This is a genomic window from Streptomyces alboflavus, assembly GCF_000716675.1.
Classification (GTDB): domain Bacteria; phylum Actinomycetota; class Actinomycetes; order Streptomycetales; family Streptomycetaceae; genus Streptomyces; species Streptomyces alboflavus.
In genome coordinates, this window is the sequence record NZ_JNXT01000032.1 from 24,669 (window position 1) to 47,731 (window position 23,063).

Sequence of the window (23,063 nt, forward strand, 5' to 3'; positions counted from 1 at the left end):
CCTACCGTTCGATGTCGCAGGGGCCCGCCGCGGCGGACACACAGGTCTGGATGAGGACGCCCGGCTCGGCCTCGGTGATCTCGCCGGTGCGCAGGTCACGGACGGCGCCCGCCTTGAGCGGCGTGACGCAGCCGAAGCAGATGCCCATGCGGCACCCGGAGGGCAGCAGCACACCGGCCTCCTCGCCGACGTCGAGGAGCGGCGTGGCGCCGTCCGCGTCGACGGTCTTGCCGGTGGCGCTGAACGTGACCTCGCCGCCGTCGCCGGTGACCACGACGCCGGGGCGGAAGCGCTCGGTGTGCAGGCGCTCCTGGACGCCGTGTTCGCTCCAGTGCTCCTCGGCGGCGTCGAGCAGGCCGGCGGGCCCGCAGGCCCAGGTCTCGCGCTCGGCCCAGTCGGGCACGAGCGCGCCGATACGGGCGATGTCGAGCATGCCGTCCGTGTCGGTGTGCACCTCGGTGAGCCGCAGCTTCTTGTCCGCGACCAGGTCGTGGAGTTCGCTGCGGAAGATCACGTCCTGCGGCCGCGGCGCGCAGTGGACCATGACGACGTCGTCGAACTCGGTGTCGCGCAGCATGCCCATCACGGGCGTGATGCCGCTGCCGGCCGTCAGGTAGAGCACCTTGGCGGGCTTGGCCCGCGGCAGCACGAAGTCGCCGGTCGGCTGGTCGAGCTGGATCACCGTGCCCGGTTTGGCCCTGCGGACCAGGTGGTTGCTGACCTTGCCGTCCGGGATCGCCTTCACGGTGATCGTGACGCGGCCGTCCCTGCGGTCGGTCGGCGAGGTGAGGGAGTAGGCACGCCACAGGCGCACGCCGTCGACGTCGACCCCGATCCGCACGTACTGACCGGCCGTGTGGCCGCGCCAGGCCCGCCCCGGCCTGATCACGATGGTCGCGGCGTCACCCGTCTCGGGACGCACGGCCTCGATGCGCCCCCGCAGGTCGGCGCCCGCACGCAGTGGGCTGAACAGGTCGAGGTAGTCCGACGGCAGCAGCGGCGTCGTGACCATCTCCAGCAGATTCCACGCCCTGCTGCGGAGGGCTGCACTCGTCATGACCCCAGCTTGCTGCGCCTCAGGGCGTAAAGTCCTGACCGCACGATGTGAATCTGGTCGGCTGAATTGTTCGTAGGGAACAAAAACGTGAGCCATGCGATCCGGAGGGCCAGTGAGCTGGCCCTGGATGAGACGACGGTCACCGCACTTCGGGCCGCGCTGAAGGCGACTGCCGACGAGGTCGTCCAGGCGATCATCGACGAGGTCCCTTCGTACGCCAACGCCCTTTCGGGCCGGATGGGCGCCACCATCCGCCGAGCCGTCCGCACCGCGCTGGGGCACTATCTGGACCTCGCGAGCGGCAACGCCACCGGCGGCGACGCCGGTGACGCGGCCTACGAACTGGGCCGCGGCGAGGTGCGCGACGGCCGTTCGATGGACGCCCTGCTCAGCGCCTATCGCGTCGGCGCCCGCGTGGCCTGGCGATGCCTGGCAGCGGGTGCCGTACCCGCGGGTCTGCCCGCCGCCGAGGTCGCCAAGTTCGCCGAGCTGACCTTCGCCTACATCGACGAGCTCTCCGCCGCGAGCGCCGCGGGCCACGCCGACGAACTGGCCGCCCGGGGCAGGGCCCAGGAACGGCACCTGGAACACCTGGCCCGCGACCTCCTCGCCGGCGCGAGCCCGGACGTGCTGCTGGCCTCTGTCCAACGGGCCGGGTGGCAGCCCCCGGCCTCGCTGACCGCGGTCCTGCTGCCCGCGGACCAGGCCCGGCCCGCCTACCGCGCGCTCGACCCGAACACCCTCGTCCTCGACGACCTGCCGGACGCCACCGGTGTGCTCCTCGTCCCCGACGCCGACCGATCACATCTCCTGCGGCACCTGACCGACCGCACCGCCGTGGTCGGCCCGGCCCGGCCCTGGACGCGCGCCTCCGCCTCGTACGCACGAGCCGTACGCGCGCGCACCCTCTCCTCCGACATCCGCGACACCGAGGACCACCTGCCCGAGCTGGTGCTGAGCGCGGACGCGGACGCGTACGCGGACCTGCGTGCCCGAGCCCTCGCACCCTTGCGGACCTTGCCCGTCGGGACCGCACGACGCCTTGAGGAGACGTTGCGGGCGTGGCTGCTGCACCAGGGCAGGCGGGACGAGGTGGCGGCGGCGTTGTTCGTCCATCCCCAGACGGTCCGGTACCGGATGTCGCAGCTGCGTGAGCTGTTTCCGGATCTCGCATCGCCGCACCGGGTCCTTGAACTGACGCTGGCGGTCGGTCTTCGGGGCAGCTGACGCGCACAGGGATGATCGAGCCCTGCCGGGCGATGGACCTCGTCGTGGGCGACATCGCCGACCACTGCGCGGGCCGTCTGACGGCGGTCCGCGCCGACATCACGCGCTGTCCGGCAGCAACCGAGCGATACGGGGTCGCCGGAGCCCCCTCCTACGTCCTGCTGAAGGAGGGGGAGGCGGTGGCGCACGCCTCGGGGCCGATGACCGTCACCGAGATGCGGAGCTTCCTGGACGGCCACCTCTGAGCGGCCTCCGGCCTGCATTGCCGCCGGACCGCTCCGGGAGCGGCGGGCGCACCTCAGCTCTTGACGGCATCCGCGATCTGCTGAGCGGCCTGGTCGGGCGTGAGGTGCGTGGTGTCGACGACCTCGGCCGCTTCGTGCAGCCACGTGCGGGCTGCCTCGGCGTAGGGCTCGAGGTGCTGGAGCCGGAACGGGGAGTCGGGGCCGAGAACCGTGTCGCCCGCGATGCGCGCGCGGAGGGTGTCCTGGTCGGCGTGCAGGACGAAGTGCCGTACCGGAATGGCGTGTCGGGCGAGGCCGGAGCTGATCTCGCGCCAGTACTCCTCGACCAGGACCGTCATGGGCATCACCAGGGTGCCGCCGGTGTAGTCGAGCACGTGGCGGGCGGTCTCGACGACGAGCGGCCGCCACGGCGGCCAGTGCTGGAAGTTGCCTGTCCACGGCAGCACCGGTGTGATGTCCATGAGGGTCTCGCCGACTTTCTCGGCGTCGAACACCCGTGAATCCGGGATCAGCTTCTGCACGAGCGCGCTGGTCGTCGTCTTGCCTGCGCCATGGGTGCCGTTGAGCCATACGATCATGCGACCGACGCTACCGCTGTGCGGGCCGAGGGAACGGACACAGCCCGGTGGCTGATTCACGATTGGCTTGATCCATGGTCGGGTTCGGCGTCGGCTGTTGGTGACGGGCTCAGGTGGTGCTGCTAGGCATGTCCGCTTCCGCTTCCGCTTCCGCTTCCTCTTGCGCGCGTCGGGCGGCTGCGATCGCGCACGCCGCGCGCACGAAGGCGGCGACAGCCGGTGAGCGTGCGTCCTGGGGCCAGGCGACGAGCAGTCTGGCGTGCGGCAGGTCGCTGACCGGCCGATAGGCGACATCCGGTCGCGGGTTGCGCCGGGCGACCGAGGCGGGCGCGAAGAACACGACGCTGCCCGTCTCCACCAGGCTGAAGATCTCCGACAAGTTGGAGGCGGACCGTGTCGCCCGGGGCCGGGGCGGTGTGCTTTGGCCGTGGGCGGCCGGGGCGCCGTCGGGGAGGCTTCGCGCGGCCAGGTCGGCGAGGGACAGGTGGGTCCGGGCGGCCAGCGGGTCGGTGGCGGCCATGGCGACGAGGACCGGCTCGGTGAGCAGCGGCTCGCTGTCCAGGCCGCGGCCGTCCCAGGGGCAGAGCACGAGCGCCACGTCGGCGAGGCCGTCGCGCAGTGCCTGGGCCTGCTCGCCGAACCCTCCGAGGACCAGCTCGGGCGGCAGGGCCGCGGGGTCGGCGTGGTAGGCATCGAGGATCTGCGGCAGCAGCCCGCCGTCGATGTCGGCCTTGAGCGCGATCCGCAACCGGGGCGACGTGCTGCCTGCTTGCCGGGTCCGGTGGGCGGCGGCGGTGACCGCCTCGAGGGCTGTTCGGGCGTCGCGCAGCAGGACTTCTCCGGCGCCGGTCAGCCTCACCTGCCGGGTGGTCCGCTCGAACAGCGTCACACCGAGCTCCCGCTCGAGGTCGCGGATCGCTCGGGACAGAGGCGGCTGCGCCATGCCGAGCCGGGCCGCGGCGCGCCCGAAGTGCAATTCCTCGGCGACCGCGACGAAGTACCGGAGCTGCCGCACCTCGAGGTCTTTCATACCCCCAGGGTATCGATGGCGACCGAGCTGGTCCTTCACCTGCGCCGATGCGCCGGGTTGACTCGCGGCATCCGTCCGGCGCCCCCCGGGTGCGCCGTCGACCGTCCTTCACGGAGGTACTCATGATCGTCATTACCGCGCCGACCGGCGACATCGGCCGACAGGTCCTGGACCACCTCCTGGACAGAGGAGAGGCGGTCCGTGTGATCGCCCGCGACTCCTCCCGGCTGCCCGCGCGGGTGCTCTCGGACGCCGAGGTGGTGCAGGGCTCCCACGGTGACGCGGACACGATCGCGAAGGCACTGCGGGGCGCTGACCGGCTGTTCTGGCTCGTGCCCCCGGCCGGCTCCCAAGACGCCGACCGCGCCAGGCGCTACTACCTGGAGTTCACCCGGCCCGCCTCCCAGGAAGCCGCGAGCCGGGGCGTACGGATGGTGGGCATCACCTCCCTGGGCCTCGGGTACGAGGGCGAGGCCGGGCTCCTTTCGGCCGCGCTGGCCATGGACGAGCTGATCGAGGCCACCGGCGTGCCCTACCGGGCCCTGGCTCTGCCGTTCTTCATGGAGAACCTGCTCCGTCAGGCCCGGCCGATGGCGGAGCGCGGGACGTTCTCCCTGGCGAACACCGCGGACCGGCCACTGCTGACCGTCGCCACCCGGGACGTTGCCGCCGCCGCGGCGGCGCTCCTGCTGGACACCTCCTGGAACGGGCAGGCCCGCGTTCCTCTCGTCAGCCCCGACAGGCTGACCCCCGACGCCATGGCCGAGATCATCTCCGAGACCTTGGGACACGCGGTGCGCTACCAGCAGGTACCGCTCGCGGACTTCCGGGACCGCATGGTGCGGCGCGGCGCGAGCCCGGCGCTGGCACAGGACATGGCCGACATGGCCGCCGCACAGAACGACGGCATCTACGACGCGGAACCCCGCGACCCGGCCTCCGTCACCGCCACCGGCTTCCGCCAGTGGTGCCATGACGTACTGAAGGGTGGTGGACGTATGGCCCGCCAACCCGAGTGAGAGCCCGGACGGGTTGCCGGACCGCCGACCACCGACGGTCGACCGCCAACCCCCCACGGCCGACCGCCGCCCAGGAGACCGGAGCGGTCCGGCCCGCACATGCCAGGAGGGGCGGGCCGGACCGAACAACGGCCCGGCCCGCCCCTCCTGGGCGTTCGTTCGCTACGGAAGGCTGTGCACCTTCGGGCCGACCGCGTTCGACCAGGCGTGGCCCGCCGTGGCGTCCCAGTTCGTCGACCACGTCATGGCGCCGCGGAGCGACGGGTACGTCTTCGACGGCTTGAAGGAGCCGCAGCCGGTGCCGCGGGTCAGGCAGTCGAGGGCGTTGTTCACGATCGACGGGGCGACGTAACCGCTGCCCGCGCCGCGCGTCGACGCCGGGACGCCGATCCCGACCTGCGACGGGTCGAGGCCGCCCTCCAGCTGGATGCAGGCGAGCGCGGTCAGGAAGTCCACGCTGCCCTGGCTGTAGACCTTGCCGTCACAGCCGAGCATCGAACCGCTGTTGTAGTACTGCATGTTGACGACGGTGAGGATGTCCTTCACGTTCAGCGCCGTCTGGAAGTACCCCCCGGACGTGGACTGCATGTCGATGGTCTGCGGGGCCATCGTGAGGACCATCTTCGGGCCCGCCTTGGCCGAGAGCTGGCGCAGCGCCTTCGTCATGTAGGTGGGGTTGATGCCGTTCTCCAGGTCGATGTCGACGCCGTTGAACCCGTACTCCTGCATCAGCGCGTAGGCGCTGTTGGCGAACGCGGTCGCGGAGGCGTCGCTGTTGACGGAGATGGTGCCCTTCTCGCCGCCGACCGAGAGGATCACGGACTTGCCCGCGGCCTTCTTCGCGGCGATGTCCGCCTTGAAGTCGGCGGTGGAGGCGTAGCCGACGGCCGGGTCCAGGTTGAAGGTGATCTGGCCCGGAGTGGGGGTGGCGTCGGCGAACGACACGGCGATGATGTCGTACTGCGACGACACGTCCCGCAGCTTCTGCACGGTCGCGCCGTTGTTGAAGTTCTGCCAGTAGCCGGTCACCGCGTGCCGGGGCACGGTGCCGTCACCTCCACCGTCGCCCTTGGGGGTCTTCACGGACACCGCCGTCGACTTCGCCGACTCGCCCGCCGCGTTCGAGGCGCTCACCTGGAAGCTGTACGTGGTCTCCGGCGTGAGGCCGGTGACGGTCGTGGAGGCGCCACTGGACGAGGCGACCTTGGTGCCGTCGCGGTAGACGGTGTAGCCCGTCGCCGTGGACGACGGCGTCCAGGACAGCTCCACCGACGTGGGCGTCGCCGTGCCCGCCGCCAGACCGGCCGGGACCGGCGGTACTTCGACCGGGTCGGGGCCGCCGCCCCCGTCGGGCCCGAAGACGCTCACGTCGTCCACGTAGTACGCGCTCTGCCCGTACCAGCCGTGTGTGTACACGGTGACCGAGGTGGTGTTCGCGCCGGTGGTGAAGCTGGTGGAGAGCTGCTGCCAGGACGAGGTGCCCGGCGTCCAGGTCGACACGTCGGTGGTGCCGGTGCCGCGCGCGCCGAGGTAGGCGTAGCTGCCCTGCACCCAACTGCTCAGCGTGTAGGTCGAGTTCGGCTTCACCGCGACGATCTGGGAACACTCGGCGGTGCCCTGGCCGGACGGGGTGGCCTTGAGCGCCTTCGCGCCGCCGTGCACGGGGGACGTGACGGCCACGCCGCTGTTCGCGGCGCAGGTCCAGTTGTTCAGGTCCGCCTCGAACCCGGCGTTCTTGGCGACGTTGACGTCCGCCGCTCTGGTGCTCGCCGCCTCGGTGCCGGCCGCGTTGGTGTCGGCCGACTGCGCGGGCGCGGCGAGCGCGGTGACGGCGAGCGCGGCGGCCGCACCGACGGCCATCACCGCGCTGATTCTCCGGCGGACGCCGGGTCTGTCCTTGCGCACACGGTCCACGGGTGCCTCCTGGGAGAGAGGTGAAGCACGTGAGCGACGACGGTGGCCATCGCTGTTGCGCGCAAAGTTGGTCCAGACCAATAGAGTTGTCAAGACCTCTGGAGAGGAGAACCCGCAGCGGAGCGGTCGACGGCCGCGGCTGCCGCCGGCGCTATGACTCGCCGGTGATCCTGGCCGAGCCGATCGTCGCCGCGATGATCTCCCTGGCGGCGGTCCGGGTCGACGAGTTGGAGTTCAGGCGGCTCAACGACGGCTGGTCGAGGGCGTGGACGACGAACTCGTAGGTGTTCACCGTCGAGGGGGAGCACGGTCCCTGGTAGCCGTAGAGGCTCGCGCTGCCTCGGTAGTAGACCTGTCTGGCTCCCGCCGGGGTCGAGGGCCGGTAGGCGTGGTCGACGTTCTGGGGGAGTGAGGCCGCGCTCGCCGGGATGTCGTAGATGACCCAGTGGATGAGGTCGGAGTTGTCGAGGTCGCGCATCACGATCGCGTAGCTCTTGGCGGCGGTCGGCGCGCCCGCCCAGGTCAAGGGAGGGGATTCGTTCCTCTTGCCGGGGTCGCTCCCTCCGCCGCTGGTGCACTCGTGGACTTTGGGGATGACGCCGCCGTCGGCGAACGCGGTGCTGGACAGGGTGAACGCGCTCCGGTTCGCCGACGGTGTGGATGGCGTGGATGGCGTCGACGAGGTCGACGAGGTCGCTGAGGCGGTGGTCGGTGAGAGGCCGACGGCCCCGGTGATGAGCAGAGCGCAAAGCGCAGTTCGTGCACTTCTCACTGGACGCTCCCGAAGAAATGTGTGGTCGCTTAGGTGTCCGTGGCGCGTGAGTGGTGTTCGTGCGATGCGGTCAACGTATGCGTCGTGGATTCTGATGTCATGTCACTTATCGACCTGATCGATGTACTTCTCTCGCCTTCGGCTTGGCGTTTCGGACGGGCGGATTGAAGCCGACGGGTCGACCGGCCGCGTAGTCGGCGATGGCTTCCCGTCCGGGTGCTGAGCTGTGGCCGGACCGCCGCCGGTCCGCCCACGCACCAAGGTGTCGCCGAGGCGGGTGGCACCGTGCAGGAGGTGCTCCAGCGGTCCGCGCCGGAAGAAACGCGACCACACGGTGGCGAGCAGCACCGCGGCGGCGATGAAGGCGGGGAGCAGGAGCAGGGGCAGCCCGTCGAGGTCCTCGATGCCCAGGGCCCAGATCAGCACGATGTGCAGGACATAGGCGGTCAGGGACATGGAGCCCACGGCGATCACGGGCCGGGCCCACCTCGTGAGGCGCGGCAGCCGGTCGAGGGCGAAGACGCACGCGGTCAGCACCAGCAGCGCGACGCCGGTGTTGGCGACGATGGAGAGCGTCGTCTCGCTGTGCGGCGCGGCGACCCACAGCCAGGCGGTGCCCGACGTCTCCGACACACCGGCCACGTCGGACCACCACGACGCCATGACGGGCCCGTCCCAGGCGGCGTCCGCCGCGAGTGCGGCAGGCACGCCGGGCAGCAGGTGCAGGGCGAGCCAGGAGCCGCCGTGTCCGACGACGGCGAGCGCGGCCCCGGTGGCGGCGAGCCGGGCCCGCACCACGCGGGAGGCGAGGTCGAGGCGGGCCACGGCCATGCCCGCGAGAAGGAACGACAGCCAGGCCAGGGCCGGGTAGCTGCCGGTGACGAGCAGGTCAAGGAAGCCGTCCGTGCCACTGACGCGGGCCAGGGGGTCGTGGGCGATCACCGTTTCGCCCCAGGCGCCGTCATCGAGGGAGCGCAGCAGCAGATGGCGGACCTGGGGCAGGGTGAGGGCGGTGACGGCGGCGAGGACCGCCAGAGTGCGGGGACGCAGTCGGTACAGCGGCAGGAGCAGGGCGAAGAACAGCCCGTAGTAGGCCAGGATCACCTCGACCGGCGTGCCGGTCATCGTCAGCGCGGTGCCGAGGGCGAGGAGGACCACGGCACGTATCAGCACATGCAGCACGGCCTGGCGGCCGGCGCTTCCGGTCCGTGGCTTGCTGCGCCCGGTCAGGAGGATGAGCGAGAAGCCGGCGAGGAAGGCGAACAGGGCCGAGGAGCGGCCGTGGGACAGCTCCAGGAAGAAGCCGGTGACGCCACCGGCGTCCTCGGGGGCGGGGCCGACGTGGGCGGCGTACATGCCGAAGACCGCCAGGCCGCGGGCGAGGTCCACGCCGAGCAGCCGACCGGTCGTGGCACGGCCGTCACGGTGGGCAAGGGCGGGAGCGTCGGTCGCCGCAGGCGCCGTCGCGGACTTCCGTGGCTGCGATCTCATGCCAGCCAGACTCGAAGAAGCGCAGGTCAACTTGTATCCGTCGAGCCGCTGCCGGACCCCCGCCACCTGGCGGGAACCCACCCCCCGGCTGACGGGTGCGGCGGTGCCGCTTGCGGCGTCGAGCCGGTGCGCGATTACGCTCCGTTCAACAGACGCATGCGTACGACGGCGGGCAGCGGGATGGGGCAGATGTGATCCGGGTAGTGGTGGTGGACGACGAGGCGCTGGTCCGCTCGGGCTTCGAGCTGATCCTCAGCGCGGCGGACGACATCGACGTCGTCGCCACCGCGACCGGCGCTCAGGCCGTCGGGACCATCGTCCGGGTACGGCCCGACGTCGTGCTCCTCGACATCCGCATGCCCGACACCGACGGCCTGACCGTGCTGCGGGAGCTACGCGCCCTCGACGCCCCGCCCGTCGTGGCCATGCTCACCACCTTCGACTCCGACGAGTACATCCTGACCGCGCTGCGCTCCGGCGCCGCCGGGTTCATCCTCAAGGACACCGCACCCGAACAACTCGCCCACCTGGTCCGCACGCTGGACGCCGGGGGAGTGGTCCTCTCACCCAAGGCCTCATCCGCGATCGTCGACGGCGCGCACGGTGCCGTCGAGGACGATCCGCAGGTGCGACGCGTGGGACTGCTGACCGACCGCGAGCGCACGGTCCTCAGGCTCATCGCCGAAGGCCTGTCGAACGCCGACATCGCCGCCCGTCTGCACCTGAGCCCCGGCACCGTCAAGGACCACGCCAGCTCGATCCTCGGCAAGCTGCGGGTGTCGGGCCGCGTACAAGCGGCACTCCTCGCCCAACGCGCCGGCCTGCTCACGGCCAAGGGCACCGAACGACACCACCCCTCCCACGACACGGGCCCACGACCATGAACCAGCCGCACCGGCGGATGCCGTCCCGCGCCGAGGACGCCCGCCGACTCGCCGCGACCTGGGCAACCCCCGTGATCGTGCTGCTCGCGGCGGCCGACCTGTGGTGGAACGCCGAGGACGTCAAGACGTACGAGGTCGCCTGGGCCGCAGCGGCCTGCGCGGCGCTGGCGCTGCGCCGCCGCTTCCCGCTGACGGTGTTTCTCATCGGAGTGCCCGCCACCTTGTTCACCCCGCTCATGGTGGTGCCGTTCGCGAGCCTGTACGCCCTGGCGGCGGCGTCCCGCAACCGTCAGCTCCTCGCCGTGTGCGCACTGGTCTCGGCGGCCGCCGATGCCGCGCCCTGGCCACTGGGCGACTACGCCCACGACGGCGCGACCCGCACCCTCGTCGACTTCGCCTACCTCATCGCCACCGCCGCCGCCCCCGTCTTCCTCGGCCAGCTCGTCCAGGCCCGCCAGGACGCGGCGGAGCGCCTGCTCGAGGTGGAGGAGGCCCGGGACCACGAGCGGCAGCTCCACGCCCAGAACCTGCTGGCCCGCGAGCGCGCCCAACTCGCCCGGGAGATGCACGACGTGGTGTCCCACCAGGTGAGCCTGATCGCCGTCCAGGCCGGTGCCCTGCAGGTCAGCACCACCGAGCCCAGGGCGAAAGCCGCGGCCCACACCATCCGGGAGCTGAGCGTGACCACCCTGGACGAACTGCGGCACATGGTGACGCTCCTGCGCATGTCCGGCGGCGACGCCTCCGAGCTCGCACCCCAGCCCACCCTGGCCGACCTGCACCGGCTCGTGGACGGCAGCGGCATACACAGCACCCTCACCGGCGAACTGCCGGCCGACCTGCCCGCTCCCGTGCAACGCACCCTGTACCGCACGGTGCAGGAAGCACTCACCAACGCCCGCAAACACGCCCCCGGCTCCCGCGTCACCGTCCACCTGTGGCACGACCCGGACCGCATCGGCGTCACCGTCACCAACACGCCGCCCTCCCGGCCCGCCACCCCCCTGCCCGGCGCCCACCTCGGACTCATCGGGCTGCGCGAACGCGCCGACCTCCTGCACGGACACGTCGACTCCGGCCCCACCACCGAGGGCGGATTCACCGTCCGCCTCACCCTCCCGTACGCCCCGGAAGCACAGCCCTCCGGCCGGCGCCCGTCGCACCCGCGCGACTGAGCCCCTTGACCCTGGCGTGTCCGTGGCCCCGCCGGACCGCCCGGGCGACACGGAGCGCGGTGCGCCCTCAGCAGCCGGGCGGGATCTGGTCCTGCGGCCCCTCAGCCACCTCCGCCGCGCCGCAGATGCTCACGGGGCTGGAGGCCGCGGCGGCGAACCCGCAGGCTCAGGGCCCTCTCCGACACGGCCTCGACCAGCAGTCCGCCGTGGACATTGCCCACGCGGAGTCAGTGCGGGAACGTCCTCGGCGGACGCTGACGGGGCAGCGTCGTGCGGAACTCCTCGATCACCGAACTCACCTGCCGCATCAGCGCGGTCCGCTCCAGCAGGCCGAGGTAGAGATTGCGGCGGGCAAGACCGGGCAGGTCCACACAGAAGTACAGTGCCATCAGCGGGTTGACGAACAGGTGGCTGTCCTTGGTCCTGTCCGTGAACCGGACGTCGCCGAAGTCACCACGCACGGCGGCGGCCACGGATCCGTTCACGATGCTCGGACGGCTCGCGGTGTGGCGCTCGGCGTGCGCCACCGCGTCGAGATAGAGCGCACCCTCCCGCCCCGCCCCGAGCAGCGAGAACGCGCCCAGATAGGAGCCGTCCCGGTCCAGGGCGGCCAGGTTCTCCAGCACGAGCGAGTGGTTCACGCCGTGATAGGCGTCCACCCCGAAGCCGAGGCAGGCCACGAGGCGGTGCGGGACCTCGTCGAGTCCGCTCACGGCGGCCAGGCTCGCCATGTCCTCCTCCGGGGTACCGAGCCCGTGCTCGTCGCCGCGCATCAGGATGTCGGTACCGCCGTCCACCAGCACGACCGCGTCGACACCACCGAGATGCGCGATCAGCGTCCGGTAGGCGGCCCGCAGCGGACCGACCCCGATGCTCGGGAACGCGTACACGGTCGGCGGCAGATCCTGCGTCACAAGCCACTGGGCGAGCGTCCGTTCAGGAAAGTAGTCGCCGCGCTGGGGGGTCTCGGGCCCGACGGCTGCGACGTCCTCGCCCACCCACACATCGGGGCCCAGGCCGTACAGGTCGGCGAAGGACAGGTTGGCGAGGTGCACCTCCTTGCCCGCCGCCCGCAGCGCGAACGCGAGCGGCAGCCCGGCGTACACATCGAAGCCGCCGCCCGCACCGGCGATGAGCACCCGTCGCGTCTCGCGCAGCCGGGTGAAGAACGCGGGCTCCCCCAGAGAGATCACCGCGTGACGCTAGCAGGAGGGCGAGCCGGCCGACTCCACGGTCCCCCTCGAACGGTCAAGATCACTGCTAGTAGCCTCCCCGGATGACCGCAACAACCGCGACATTCGACGAAGCTGTCCGCGCCCGGCTTCAGGCCCCCAACATCTGGTACGTCGGCACCGTGTTCGCCGACGGAGCACCGCAGGTCAGCCCGATGTGGGTGGACCTGGAGGGGGAGGGGGAGCTGACGTTCAACACCTCGGTGGGGCGGGTGAAGGAGGAGAACCTGCGCCGCGACCCCCGTGTCTATCTCTCGCACGCGGACGCCACCGACCCCTTCGACCGAGTGCAGATCAGCGGCGTGGTGTCCCGCTTCGTCGAGGGCGAGGAAGCGCACGACCACATGGACCGGCTGGCCCGCAAGTACCTGGGCGGCGACTTCGAATGGATCATGCCGGGGGAGCAGCGAGTCGCGGTGATCGTGCGCCCGGTCAAGGTGCGGCACATCGTCGGGGTGGAGCGGTTCCGGCCCGGAGGCCCCACCCCCGCTGCCTGAGGGGATCGGGGAAGACGCCGGTTCAGCAGGTGGCGTCGGGGCGGATCTTCTTCAGCCCGATGAGGTAGGCGTCGACCTTCGACTCCACACAGGAGTTGCTGCGGCCGTACGCGGTGTGCCCCAGGCCCTCGTAGGTCAGCAGCATCCCGCCGGGGAACTGCTCGGCCAGGCTCATGGCTTCCTCGTACGGCGTGGCCGCGTCGCCCGTGGTGCCCACGACCAGGACCGGCGGGACGCCCTTCGCGTCGACCCGGTGCGGCTGCCGCTCGCCCGACGGCAGGTACGTGCAGGCGAGTTCGATGGTGACGCCCGAAGTGCCGTACACACCGGCGGCCTTGTCGGCGGGCGCGAGGGCGTCCCAGTACGCATGCGGGTCGCGGGCGTGCGGGGTGTCGAGGCAGTTGACGGCGAGCAGCGCGGCCTCCCCGTTGTCGGCGGGCGGCTCGTCGCCGGCGGCACCGGAGGTGTCGGAACCGTCAGAAGCCCCGGGATCCTCGGCCGGCTCCTCGGAGTCGTCGGTTCCGGGAGCCGGTTCCTCACCGGCGGCCAGCGCGGCCAGCTTCGTCCCGTCCCCGTCGCCCGCCTCGCGCAACGCCCGGGAGAGGCCCTTCCACTGCTGCTCCGGCGTGTACATCGCCATGGTGATCGCGGTGAGCACCATCGAGGCGTCGAGCCCGTACTCGTCCCCGTCGACCGGCAGCGGCTCGCGCCGCGTCGTCTCGTACAGCCCGTCGACCAGCGTGCGTATCCCTTCGGGTGTGTCGGCGGGGCAGTCGTCTCCGGCGACGTCGGCGCAGTACTCGGCGTAGTCGTCGACGGCCCGCTCGAAGCCCCTGGCCTGGCTGATGACGCGGTCCGACCATTTCAGCGACGGGTCGATGGCCCCGTCCAGGACCATCGCGCGCACGCGCTTCGGGAACTGCTCGGCGTACGACGTGCCCAGGCTCGTGCCGTACGACCAGCCGGTGTACGTCAGCTTCTCCTCGCCGAGCGCGGCGCGCAGTACGTCCATGTCGCGGGCCGCGTCCTCGGTTCCGACGTGCGGCAGGATGGCACCGCTGGCCTTCTTGCACGCGGCGGCCTCCTCCCGCGCCCCCGCGAGGGTGTCGGCACGCTCGGCGGCGGTCCGCGGATACAGCGGCGCCACGGCGCCCGCTTCCTGCGCCTCCCCCTCGTCCGCTCCACCTGCCTCCTTGCCCTTGGTGGTGCAGGTCAGGGCGGGCTTGCTGCCGGCGACGCCGCGCGGGTCGAAGGAGACGATGTCGAAGCGCTCGCGCATCTTCCTGCTGAAGTCGTCGGCCGCGCCGTCCTGGAGGAACTGCACGCCGGACTCACCGGGACCGCCCGGGTTGAACACCAGCGACCCGATGCGCTTGGCCGAACGCGCGGTGAGCGCCCGCGTCACCGGCAGGACGAACGTCTTGCCGTTGCCGGGGTGCGCGTAGTCCATGGGGACGGTCAGGTCGGCGCACTCGTACGCGTCACCGTCGCCGCAGGAGGTCCACTTCAGCTTCTGGCCGTAGAACGCCTTCAGCTCGGGACGGGTCGCGGGGTCCGCGGAGGCGCCCGAGGCCTTCGGCCGGTCGGCGGCCGCTCCCGCCGAGCAGGACGCGAGCGTGACGGAGCCGAGGACGGCGAGGGCGATGACGACGGTGTGGCGGCGGCGTATGGCGCGGTTCAACGCGGTGCTCCCATGGCGATCGGGTCGGGTCACGGAAGCATCGCTGGACGATGATGAGGTTTTGATGAGGCCCGGAGCCCGCCGGGAGGGCGGTCAGCCCCCAGTGGGCAGACGCAGCACGAAGCGGGCCCCGCCGCCCGCACCGCCCGCACCGCCCTCCCTGGGTTCCCCGCTCTCGGCGGTGAGGCTGCCGCCGTGCGCGTGGGCGACCCAGGAGGCGATGGACAGGCCGAGCCCCGTCGACCCCGACCCGCTGCGGAACCGCTCGAACAGGGCCCCCGCCACCTCGGGCGGCAGCCCGGGGCCCGCGTCGTCGACCGTCACGGCGCCGTCCTTCGTGACGGTGACGCGTACGTCGGCGGGCTCTCCGGGCGCGTGGCCGTGGGCGAGCGCGTTGCCCAGCAGATTGCCCACGGCTCGGCGCACGAGGCCCGGGTCGGCGACCACGACGGTCTCCTCGACCCGCACCTCCACCCGGTGGCCCTCGGTCTCGGTGTCCTCGACGACCGCCTCCACCAGCTGGTCGAGACGCAGCGGCTGGCGCGTGATCGCCGCCGTTCCGGACATGAGCCGGGCCCGGGTGAGCAGCCCGTCGACGAGGGAGCCCATGCCCTCCGCGAGCCGCAGTGTGCGCCGCAGCACCTCGGCGCGGTCCGCCTCACCGCGCAGCCCCGTTTCGGAGAGCGTCCGCAGGGAGGCGGCGGGGGTACGCAGGTCGTGCGCGACGTCGGCGAGGAACGCCTCCTGCTGCCCGAGCACCGTCAGCGCGGGCCGGATCGCGCGCCCGGACAGGACGTGCCCGACGCCGGCGGACAGCAGCACGAGCACGGCGCAGCCGCCCGTCACCATCCAGGCCAGCCTGCGGTGGTCGGCCCGCTGACCGGAGGCGTCGGCCATGGTGACGAGGGCGCCCTGCGCGTGCTCGCCCGCGGCGGCGTCCGGTGGATAGAACGGCATGGCGAACACCCGCACCGGTTCCCCCTTCGTCGTGCGCCGGTCGAAGGCGCGGGCGTCCCCGGCCCGCACCGCGGCCTTCGCCGCGTCCTGGACGACACCGGAGGTCACGGTCAGACACGGCTTGCGCGGCGCCACGGCGACGCGCAGACCCTCCTCCTTGTCACCACTGCCTCGGGGCCCCGTCAGGAGCACGGACAGAGGCGGGCAGGAGGTGCCCATGGTGTCGACGAGCACGCTGGTGACCAGCCGCCCTTCGCTGTCGGTCTCCAGCAGGCCGATCGCCCAGCTGATGTCGCCGTTCATGGACTGGTCCAGCTGCTCGCGCCACCGGGTGCCGTCGCTGTGCACCGCGAGGACGGCCATCGTGATGAGCCCCACGGCGCTGGTGAGGGCGAACAGCACGGTGATGCGGCGGCGAAGGCGAAGGACGCGCCCGGTGGGGGTGAGGGTCCGTGACCGGCGACGGAGGAGTCCGGAGCGGCCTTTCACCGCGATCCGCCGTCGGCGGCGAGCCGGTAGCCGACGCCGCGTACGGTGTGGATCAGCGGCGGGTCCCCGAGCTTGCGGCGGAGCTGGGAGATGAGCACGTCGAGGACGTTGGACTGGGGCTCGGCCATCTCGTCCCAGCAGCTCTCGATCAGTTCGGCCCGGGAGACGGCCTGGTCGCCGCGGGCCGCGAGGACCTCCAGGACCGCGAACTCCCGGCCGGTGAGGGTGAGCAGGACACCGTCCCGGCGCACCTGCCGCCGGGCCGTGTCGATCTCCACATCCCCGACCCGGTGCACGGGCGGGCGCACGACGGCGGCGCGCCGGCACAGGCTGCGCACCCGGGCGACCAGTTCCGGCACGGCGAACGGCTTGACCAGATAGTCGTCCCCACCGCTGGCGAAGCCCTCGACCCGGTCCTCGACGGTGTCACGCGCGGTGAGGAACAGCACCGGAACGGTACGGCCCTCGCCACGCAGCTTGTCCACGTAGGCGGCCGCGTCACCGGCAGGCAGCGTCCGGTCGAAGACGGCGCAGTCGTACGCGGTGACGAACAGCGCCTCATCGGCCTGAGGAAGATCCGCGGCCTCGTCGACCGCGAGCCCGGCGGCACGCAGCGCGGCGGCCACCCCGAAACGGAGATTCTCGTCGTCCTCGACCAGCAGCACTCGCACGCGGTCACCCTAGCTTGATCCACATCCGCTTCCCCTGAACAGCCCGCACTGGACAGATAGTTGACGTGTCATATAGAAAGATGACGCGTCAACCAAATTGGTTCGGGCGCGTCCCGCACTCCTTAAGGAGATCTCCATGAGCACGTCGCCGAAGGCCGGCCTCGAGGCCCTGCTGACCCCCGAGGAGAGCGTCCTGGTACTGATCGACCACCAGCCGTACCAGTTCGCCAACCTGCACAGCCACGAGCCGATGATGGTCACCAACAACGTCGTGGGCCTGGCCAAGGCGGCCAAGGGCTACGGCGTCCCGACGATCCTGACCACGGTCGTGGAAGACCGCGGGGGCCTGCTGATCCAGCCGTTGCAGGACGTCTTCCCGGACCAGAAGCCGATCAACAGGACCTTGATCAACACCTGGGAGGACCAGGTCGTGGTGGACGCCGTGAAGGCCACCGGACGCAAGAAGCTGATCATCGCCGGCCTGTGGACGGAGATCTGCGTGGCCATGCCCGCCATCCAGGCGGCGGGCGAGGGCTTCGATGTCCACGTCGTCACCGACGCCTCCGGAGGTGTGTCGGCCGAGGCGCACGACATGGCGGTGCGGCGCATGATCCAGGCCGGGGTCGTGCCGATCACCTGGCTGGCCGTGATGAGCGAGTGGCAGCGTGACTGGGCGAGGACGGACCGCATCGCACCGGAGGACCAGATGGCGGCCCTGGAGCACACGGGTGCCACCGGGATAGCGACGGTCTGGGAGCAGCAGCTCCTGAACACCCCGGTCGCCGAGACGGCCGGGGCGTAACGGCGGGGGCGGCGGGGCGGTCCCGGGGTCGGGGCCGCCCCTTGCCCTGGTCATCACGCGGCCGCCCAACCACACCAAACGGCCCGGCTGTTCAGTCCGTCGGAGATGAAGACGTCGCCCCGTCGCGCTGCGACGCCGGCACCCACACGCAGCCGGTCCGATGACGCGTCAACCAGTTCACTACACTCGACCGCGTGACTGACGGGGTGAACTGGCTGACGGCGGAGGAACAGCACGCGTGGAGGAGTTTCGTCCGCGTGCATGAGCGGCTGATGGGCCGCCTGTCACATCTGCTGCAGACGGAATCCCACTTGGCGGCCGCGGACTACGCGGTCCTGGTCAACCTGACGGATGTGCCGGAGGGCCGTCAGCGGTATCAGGACCTCGCGCGGGCACTGGAGTGGGAGAAGAGCCGGATGTCCCACCACATCGCGCGAATGATCAAGCGGGGACTGGTGGTGCGGGAGGACTGCGAGGAGGACGGGCGGGGCGCCTTCGCCGTGATCACGGAAGCGGGGCGCGAAGCCATCGCGGCGGCGGCCCCCCTGCACGTACAGGCCGTCCGATCCCTCTTCCTGGACCATCTCACCGCGGCGGAGCTCCGAACCCTGGCGGAGATCTCGGTCCGCGTGGTGGAGAAGCTGGACGACGACGCCTGAACGGTGAGCGCCGACAGCCCCGGCTGTCCACGCTGCACCGCTGGCCACGGAGAGCCCACTCGGCCGGGCGCCACCCTGTCGGCCGGCCGGTGACGACCAGACACCTGATCCAGCCCCCCCCGCGACGCAAGGCCATGGGCACGGCGACGACAACTGACACGACGTGACCAGCGGTTCCGCTCCAGAGCCTCGACGCGGGCGGCCTTCTTGGCTATGACTTCCCGCCGTCGCGTCAACTCGACCGGGCCGGACGGCCCGGCGAAGCGTTGGCCACTTCGTCCCGGGCGCGCACGGCGCACACGCCGCCCTGGTTCACCACCGAGCGCCCCACCACAGAATCGCACTGCCCCGCCGCCAGGCGCTCCTTCCCTGAAACGCTCGGTTCCACACGAGGCGAGAGGGACGGTAGGTACGGCATGCGCGGGCGAGAAGTCTGGACACGACGCAGGCTGTGGATCGGCGTCGGCTGCGCGGCGCTGGTCGTCCTGGCCGTCACCCTCCGCCGAGTCGGCGGCGAGCAAGGTCAGCAAGCCCAGTACGACGGCCCCGCGTTCGTCGTCTCCGTGGTCGGCGTCCTCGTGTCCGTCGCTGCCCTGCTCCTGGACGTCCTGCGCCGCACGGACGCGCCCCCGGAACCCGGCGTCGTGCTACGACAGACCGCCGACGCGCTCGCCGAGGCGGTACGGGTCCAATGGGCACAGGAGGCACGGCTGCGGCGCCTGCAAGACCCGAAACCACTCAACGTCCGCTGGAGGTGGGCCGACAGACTGCTCACGGACGACACACGGAACATTCGGCGTGGGCACCCGGTGCCCGAGCCCCGGCCCGGAGCCAACTGCCTGGCGTCGATCGCCACGACCTTCGAGGACGTACCGTCCGGGCGCATGGTCGTGCTCGGAAGCCCCGGTTCGGGCAAGAGCGTGCTCGCCGTGTGCTGCACGCTCGACCTTCTGAAGAAGCGCGCACCCGGCACAGCCGTACCCGTGATCTTCCCCCTGGCGGCCTGGGACCCGGGCACCACCACCCTGCGCGCCTGGCTCGTCGAACGGCTCGTGGCGGAATACCGGCCGCTCGCGGCCACCACCGACGGCACCGTACTGGCCGGGTCGCTGCTCGACGCCGGACTGATCACACCTGTCCTCGACGGCTTCGACGAACTGCCCCCGGCGTCGTACAGCACCGGGATGCGCAGGCTCAACGCCGAGCTGGACGACGGCATGCCGGTGCTCGTCACCTCGCGGACCACGGCCTGGCGCAGCACGGTCGAGTGCAGCGACGTGCTCACTGGTGCGGAGGTCCTCGAACTGCTGCCGCTGGACCTCGCCGAGGCGACGTCATACCTGGAACGCACCGCGCGCCCGCTGCGCGGCCCCCGCGATCGCCGCACGACGGTGTGGACCCCGGTGCTGGACTCCCTGCAGGAGGAGCCACACGGCCCGGCAGCCCGCGCACTCCTGCAGATCCTGACCAACCCGCTCATGGTGGCCCTGGCCCGCACGGTGTACGGCGACGTGTCCCGCGACCCCCAAGAGCTTCTCGACGACCCTCGTTTCGACACGACGGCCGGGATCGAAGAGCACCTCCTCGACGCGTTCGTACCAGCCGCGTTCGGCGACGGAGACGCCGACTCACGATGGCGCACCGCGGACGCCGAGCGCTGGCTGACCTGGCTCGCCCGCGAACTGGAACGGCGAGGCACCAAGCGGCTCGCCTGGTGGGAGCTGTACCTCAGCGTGCCGCGGGCGTTGCGGCTGGCCGCGCCCGCCCTGCTCGCGCAGGCACTCACGTTCGTCCTGGCCCTCCCCATCCTGCTCTCCAGCGTCGGCGGCGACGTCTTCGTCTCCGACGACAAGCCGTCGCTGGCAGCGAACCTGGTCGGCAACCTGATCGGATTCGCCGGTGGACTGGCCCTGCTCCTGCCCGTGTCGGCGGTGCGGCGCGAACGGCGCACGGCACTGCCCCGGCAGCTCACGGTCTGCATGGCGACGGCCGCCATCGCCACCCTCGGGTACACCCTCGCCGGAGGCTCCGTTCAGTTCGGGCTGCAGTTCGGCACGGTCACGGACGGCTGGGTGGCCGAGCTGTTCGGCGGCGCCGTCTTCGGCGTACTGATCGCCCTGTACTTCGGGGTGGCCGGGCTGACCCGGCACGCGGTGCCGCTCGGGCTGCCGTGGGCGGGCAGCCCTGCCGGTCGGCTCGCGGCACAGGCCGGGGGCGGCCTCCTCGCCCTGGCGGGGCTCGTCGTCATCAGGCCATGGCTGTTCGGGCACGACCTCGGCGTGTGGCCGACGGTGGCCGGCGCCCTGTGCTTCGCCGCGGCCCTGTGCCTGTGGGCGGCAGCGAGGCGACAGGGGGTGCGGACGGCCGTCTCCCATGCCGGTGAGGGCCGCATCGCCCGGCGTTTCGCGACCGGGCTTCTGCACGGCTGGGCCGTCTGCCTGCTCGTCGGAGTTGCGGCGGGCGCGACGGTGGGCGCCGTCGGCTACGCGCTCTCCGCGGTCGAGACGTCCAGGGCGCCCGACCTGGACGGCAGGCGGATCGGGACGTGGTCGCACCAGGAAACCCCCGACGGCGACCGCACCGTCGAGTCCGCGACGGAGATCGCCGGCGTCCTGGTGTACCCGCACGGAGGCTCCCGGCTCACCGCATATCCTCACGGCAGCCAACCGCCGAGCTGCGACCACAGGTGCGAATCGTTCGACGCACGTGTGACCTTCCGCGTAGCCCAGGGCGACCTGCGCATCCTCGTGGACGGACACAGCGCGGCCCATGCGGTGAACATGCTGCCGGAGCTACCCAAGCAGTCCCGGACCTGGCTCGCCCAGAGCGCCACCCGGCACCCACTCGACCGATTCCTGCTCCCCGGAGCCATGGGCGGAGTCCTGATCGCGCTGATCGGCGGCCCCGCATCTGGCCTCTATCGCGCGCTCAGCGCTCCCTCCGACCTCATCCGGGCGGCCAACCCGCACGTCACCCTGCGCACGGACCGCATGGCGTCGCTGTCCCGGTCCGGAGTCGTCGCGGTCATGACGGGCGGCGTATGCGCCCTCCTGGCCTGGGCATTCGCCTCACGAGGCGGGCTAGACCATGTAGCGGCACAGATGTGGGTGCCGATGGGCACCGCCGCACTCGCACTCACCGCATGGGGACAACTGGCCGTCGCCCGTACCTGGCTGGCCCTGACGAGGCGGCTGCCCTGGCGCCTCATGACATTCCTCGACGAAGCGCACCGCAGGGGAGTGCTACGGCAATCCGGCGCTCACTACGAGTTCCGCCATCTACGCATGCAGCAGCGACTCGCCTCGGCCACCGACGCCCCGCAGGAAACCCCCCGGACGACAGCGCCCACCGGATGACAGCCCAGACCGCATCTCGCCGAAGTCACGTGCCGAGGCGTCGATTCCACGACTCCGTGAGCGCCGCGAGCGGCCGTTGCCCACCCCCAGCCCGCGCCTGTCCACCGCGGCCGACCAGTACGCAGAATCGGGCGGACTCGGCTACCGCCCGCGCGGCCTGCTGGGAGTCCTGAGGGCCGCAGGACCACTCGCCAAAAAGCGGCGTGGCGGGCACGGATCTACGAATCCCGGCACCTGGGCGCGATCCGTCTGGAGCGCCGACGACTCGCGAACCCCGACGCGGTCGTGCAGAGCCACGAGGCCCTTGTCCGCGCTCGCTTCGGACCAACGGGCGACCCGACGCCGCTCACCCAGCCTTCCGGGGCCCACCCAGCCTCCGGGAACCTGGAGGTCGGCTTGATCGTTCTCCGTGTGCGCGGCGTACGCCGAAGTGCGCCTCGCCGGTACTCACGAGGAACGTGAAGGAGAGCGTGCATGGCCCCCACCCCCGCAGTACGACCCGCCACGGAACGGGACGTGCCCGGTGCCGTCCGGACACTCACCCGTGCCTTCGCCGACTATCCGTTCACCCGGCATGTCGTCGCGGCCGACGGGCACGACGAGCGGGTGCGCCGCTTCCAGGAGCTGTTCCTGACCCGGGTCGGCCTTCGGTACGGACGGACGTGGGTCACCGACGACGCACGCGCCGCGGCGGTGTGGACAACGCCCGAGCGGGACCCCGCGCCCGGATTCACCGAAGTGGGGCCGCTGATCGAGGAGTTGGCGGGCGACCGCGCGCCGGCCTTCGCCGCAGCGCAGCGCGCCCTCGATCCGCACCGGCCCAGCGAGCCGGTGTGGTTCCTCGCGACCGTCGGCGTGGCCCCGGACGCACAGGGCCAAGGGCTCGGCGGCGTGGTGGTCGCGGCCGGGCTCGAAGCCGCGGACCGCGCCGGGCACCCGGCGTTCCTGGAGACCTCGAGCGAGCGGAACGTGAGGTTCTATGAACGCCTGGGCTTCACCGTGACCGCGGAGGTCGAGCTGCCCGACGACGGCCCCCGCACGTGGTGCATGCGCCGCGAGCCCAGGACGCAGGGCTGACCGTCTCCCGCGTCAGGCGTCCTCAAGCGTCGCTGCGCCGCCCAGATCATGGTGATCCGCTGCCTGCCCAATGACGTTGAGCCATACGCTGGCGAGATGGGCACCGCCACACGCCGGGCCCGCCTCGGGGCCGAGGTCCCGCGCGAGGGGGTGGCAAAGTCGGTGACCGGTGACTTTCCCCGCCGGGCCCCCGACTCAGAAGCAACCTTCTCCTGACCGATCCCGACCGAGAGATGTACGCGTGGGGCAG

19 protein-coding genes and 1 pseudogene are annotated in these 23,063 nt (G+C 71.6%); 10 read left to right on the top strand and 10 right to left on the bottom strand.

Features of this window, described 5'->3' with window-relative positions; translation table 11 throughout:
- Position 1 precedes the first annotated feature (1 nt).
- A complete protein-coding gene (locus OO63_RS23550; protein WP_030361284.1) occupies positions 2 to 1,057 on the bottom strand; it encodes a ferredoxin reductase in 1,056 nt (351 codons plus the stop codon).
- Positions 1,058 to 1,144: 87 nt separating this feature from the next.
- Between OO63_RS23550 and OO63_RS23555 the strand changes: the two genes are divergently transcribed.
- Positions 1,145 to 2,284, top strand: coding sequence for a PucR family transcriptional regulator (locus OO63_RS23555; protein WP_030361285.1), 1,140 nt, complete (start codon positions 1,145 to 1,147; stop codon positions 2,282 to 2,284).
- A 14-nt stretch (positions 2,285 to 2,298) separates the two neighbouring features.
- Positions 2,299 to 2,529: pseudogene (locus tag OO63_RS23560) on the top strand (thioredoxin family protein); the annotation flags it as partial.
- 53 nt (positions 2,530 to 2,582) lie between these two features.
- Here the strand turns inward: OO63_RS23560 and OO63_RS23565 are convergent.
- Together OO63_RS23565 and OO63_RS23570 are read right to left on the bottom strand one after the other, a co-directional pair.
- Positions 2,583 to 3,107 (bottom strand): P-loop nucleotide/nucleoside kinase family protein, encoded by a 525-nt coding sequence (locus OO63_RS23565; RefSeq protein WP_030361287.1) that lies wholly within the window; start codon positions 3,105 to 3,107, stop codon positions 2,583 to 2,585.
- A 109-nt stretch (positions 3,108 to 3,216) separates the two neighbouring features.
- On the bottom strand, positions 3,217 to 4,137 hold the full coding sequence (locus OO63_RS23570) for a LysR family transcriptional regulator (RefSeq protein WP_030361288.1): 921 nt from the start codon (positions 4,135 to 4,137) through the stop codon (positions 3,217 to 3,219).
- A 122-nt stretch (positions 4,138 to 4,259) separates the two neighbouring features.
- On the opposite strand from OO63_RS23570, the gene OO63_RS23575 reads away from it, so the two are divergent.
- The gene (locus OO63_RS23575; protein WP_030361289.1) at positions 4,260 to 5,156 is read left to right on the top strand and encodes an NmrA family NAD(P)-binding protein; all 897 of its coding nucleotides are present in this window, start codon (positions 4,260 to 4,262) and stop codon (positions 5,154 to 5,156) included.
- 162 nt (positions 5,157 to 5,318) lie between these two features.
- Here OO63_RS23575 and OO63_RS23580 read toward each other — a convergent pair whose 3' ends face one another.
- The 3 genes from OO63_RS23580 to OO63_RS23590 form a co-directional block, all read right to left on the bottom strand.
- The gene (locus tag OO63_RS23580; protein WP_030361290.1) at positions 5,319 to 7,070 is read right to left on the bottom strand and encodes a chitinase; all 1,752 of its coding nucleotides are present in this window, start codon (positions 7,068 to 7,070) and stop codon (positions 5,319 to 5,321) included.
- A gap of 151 nt (positions 7,071 to 7,221) precedes the next feature.
- The gene (locus OO63_RS47400; RefSeq protein ID WP_030361291.1) at positions 7,222 to 7,842 is read right to left on the bottom strand and encodes a YbhB/YbcL family Raf kinase inhibitor-like protein; all 621 of its coding nucleotides are present in this window, start codon (positions 7,840 to 7,842) and stop codon (positions 7,222 to 7,224) included.
- Positions 7,843 to 7,944: 102 nt separating this feature from the next.
- On the bottom strand, positions 7,945 to 9,333 hold the full coding sequence (locus OO63_RS23590) for a DUF418 domain-containing protein (protein WP_078619315.1): 1,389 nt from the start codon (positions 9,331 to 9,333) through the stop codon (positions 7,945 to 7,947).
- A gap of 191 nt (positions 9,334 to 9,524) precedes the next feature.
- Here OO63_RS23590 and OO63_RS23595 point away from each other — a divergent pair, with 191 nt between their 5' ends.
- Both OO63_RS23595 and OO63_RS23600 read left to right on the top strand, forming a co-directional pair.
- The gene (locus OO63_RS23595) at positions 9,525 to 10,217 is read left to right on the top strand and encodes a response regulator (RefSeq protein ID WP_078619316.1); all 693 of its coding nucleotides are present in this window, start codon (positions 9,525 to 9,527) and stop codon (positions 10,215 to 10,217) included.
- 17 nt (positions 10,218 to 10,234) lie between these two features.
- A complete protein-coding gene (locus tag OO63_RS23600; RefSeq protein WP_051811119.1) occupies positions 10,235 to 11,392 on the top strand; it encodes a sensor histidine kinase in 1,158 nt (385 codons plus the stop codon).
- Between the two features lie 227 nt (positions 11,393 to 11,619).
- Here OO63_RS23600 and OO63_RS23605 read toward each other — a convergent pair whose 3' ends face one another.
- Entirely contained in the window at positions 11,620 to 12,585 is a 966-nt protein-coding gene (locus OO63_RS23605; protein WP_030361295.1) for a DUF1152 domain-containing protein, read from the bottom strand.
- An 83-nt stretch (positions 12,586 to 12,668) separates the two neighbouring features.
- Here OO63_RS23605 and OO63_RS23610 point away from each other — a divergent pair, with 83 nt between their 5' ends.
- Positions 12,669 to 13,121: a TIGR03618 family F420-dependent PPOX class oxidoreductase gene (locus tag OO63_RS23610; RefSeq protein ID WP_030361296.1), complete on the top strand. Its 453-nt coding sequence runs from the start codon at positions 12,669 to 12,671 to the stop codon at positions 13,119 to 13,121.
- A gap of 22 nt (positions 13,122 to 13,143) precedes the next feature.
- Here OO63_RS23610 and OO63_RS23615 read toward each other — a convergent pair whose 3' ends face one another.
- The 3 genes from OO63_RS23615 to OO63_RS23625 all read right to left on the bottom strand — a co-directional run bounded on the left by OO63_RS23615 (position 13,144) and on the right by OO63_RS23625 (position 16,913).
- Positions 13,144 to 14,802 carry an alpha/beta hydrolase gene (locus OO63_RS23615; RefSeq protein ID WP_030361297.1) on the bottom strand — a complete coding sequence of 553 codons (1,659 nt, stop codon included), beginning with the start codon at positions 14,800 to 14,802 and terminating at the stop codon, positions 13,144 to 13,146.
- 93 nt (positions 14,803 to 14,895) lie between these two features.
- Positions 14,896 to 16,248: a sensor histidine kinase gene (locus tag OO63_RS23620; RefSeq protein WP_033264383.1), complete on the bottom strand. Its 1,353-nt coding sequence runs from the start codon at positions 16,246 to 16,248 to the stop codon at positions 14,896 to 14,898.
- Positions 16,245 to 16,913: a response regulator transcription factor gene (locus OO63_RS23625; RefSeq protein ID WP_030361299.1), complete on the bottom strand. Its 669-nt coding sequence runs from the start codon at positions 16,911 to 16,913 to the stop codon at positions 16,245 to 16,247. The genes OO63_RS23620 and OO63_RS23625 overlap by 4 nt, the downstream gene beginning before the upstream one ends.
- Positions 16,914 to 17,055: 142 nt before the next feature.
- On the opposite strand from OO63_RS23625, the gene OO63_RS23630 reads away from it, so the two are divergent.
- The 4 genes from OO63_RS23630 (at position 17,056) to OO63_RS23645 (ending at position 22,813) form a co-directional block, all read left to right on the top strand.
- Positions 17,056 to 17,721, top strand: a complete 666-nt coding sequence (locus tag OO63_RS23630; RefSeq protein WP_030361300.1) for a hydrolase — start codon at positions 17,056 to 17,058, stop codon at positions 17,719 to 17,721.
- Between the two features lie 194 nt (positions 17,722 to 17,915).
- The gene (locus OO63_RS23635; RefSeq protein WP_030361301.1) at positions 17,916 to 18,380 is read left to right on the top strand and encodes a MarR family winged helix-turn-helix transcriptional regulator; all 465 of its coding nucleotides are present in this window, start codon (positions 17,916 to 17,918) and stop codon (positions 18,378 to 18,380) included.
- A 416-nt stretch (positions 18,381 to 18,796) separates the two neighbouring features.
- On the top strand, positions 18,797 to 21,736 hold the full coding sequence (locus tag OO63_RS23640) for an NACHT domain-containing protein (RefSeq protein WP_030361302.1): 2,940 nt from the start codon (positions 18,797 to 18,799) through the stop codon (positions 21,734 to 21,736).
- A gap of 474 nt (positions 21,737 to 22,210) precedes the next feature.
- Positions 22,211 to 22,813, top strand: a complete 603-nt coding sequence (locus OO63_RS23645) for a GNAT family N-acetyltransferase (RefSeq protein ID WP_030361303.1) — start codon at positions 22,211 to 22,213, stop codon at positions 22,811 to 22,813.
- Positions 22,814 to 23,063: the final 250 nt, after the last annotated feature.

Excerpts from the sequence above, each read along its gene's own strand:
- OO63_RS23550 (WP_030361284.1), bottom strand. The coding sequence starts at position 1,057 with ATGACGAGTGCAGCCCTCCGCAGCAGGGCGTGGAATCTGCTGGAGATG.
- OO63_RS23565 (WP_030361287.1), bottom strand. The coding sequence starts at position 3,107 with ATGATCGTATGGCTCAACGGCACCCATGGCGCAGGCAAGACGACGACC.
- OO63_RS23570 (WP_030361288.1), bottom strand. The coding sequence starts at position 4,137 with ATGAAAGACCTCGAGGTGCGGCAGCTCCGGTACTTCGTCGCGGTCGCC.
- OO63_RS23575 (WP_030361289.1), top strand. The coding sequence starts at position 4,260 with ATGATCGTCATTACCGCGCCGACCGGCGACATCGGCCGACAGGTCCTG.
- OO63_RS23590 (WP_078619315.1), bottom strand. The coding sequence starts at position 9,333 with ATGAGATCGCAGCCACGGAAGTCCGCGACGGCGCCTGCGGCGACCGAC.
- OO63_RS23600 (WP_051811119.1), top strand. The coding sequence starts at position 10,235 with ATGCCGTCCCGCGCCGAGGACGCCCGCCGACTCGCCGCGACCTGGGCA.
- OO63_RS23610 (WP_030361296.1), top strand. The coding sequence starts at position 12,669 with ATGACCGCAACAACCGCGACATTCGACGAAGCTGTCCGCGCCCGGCTT.
- OO63_RS23630 (WP_030361300.1), top strand. The coding sequence starts at position 17,056 with ATGAGCACGTCGCCGAAGGCCGGCCTCGAGGCCCTGCTGACCCCCGAG.
- OO63_RS23640 (WP_030361302.1), top strand. The coding sequence starts at position 18,797 with ATGCGCGGGCGAGAAGTCTGGACACGACGCAGGCTGTGGATCGGCGTC.
- OO63_RS23645 (WP_030361303.1), top strand. The coding sequence starts at position 22,211 with ATGGCCCCCACCCCCGCAGTACGACCCGCCACGGAACGGGACGTGCCC.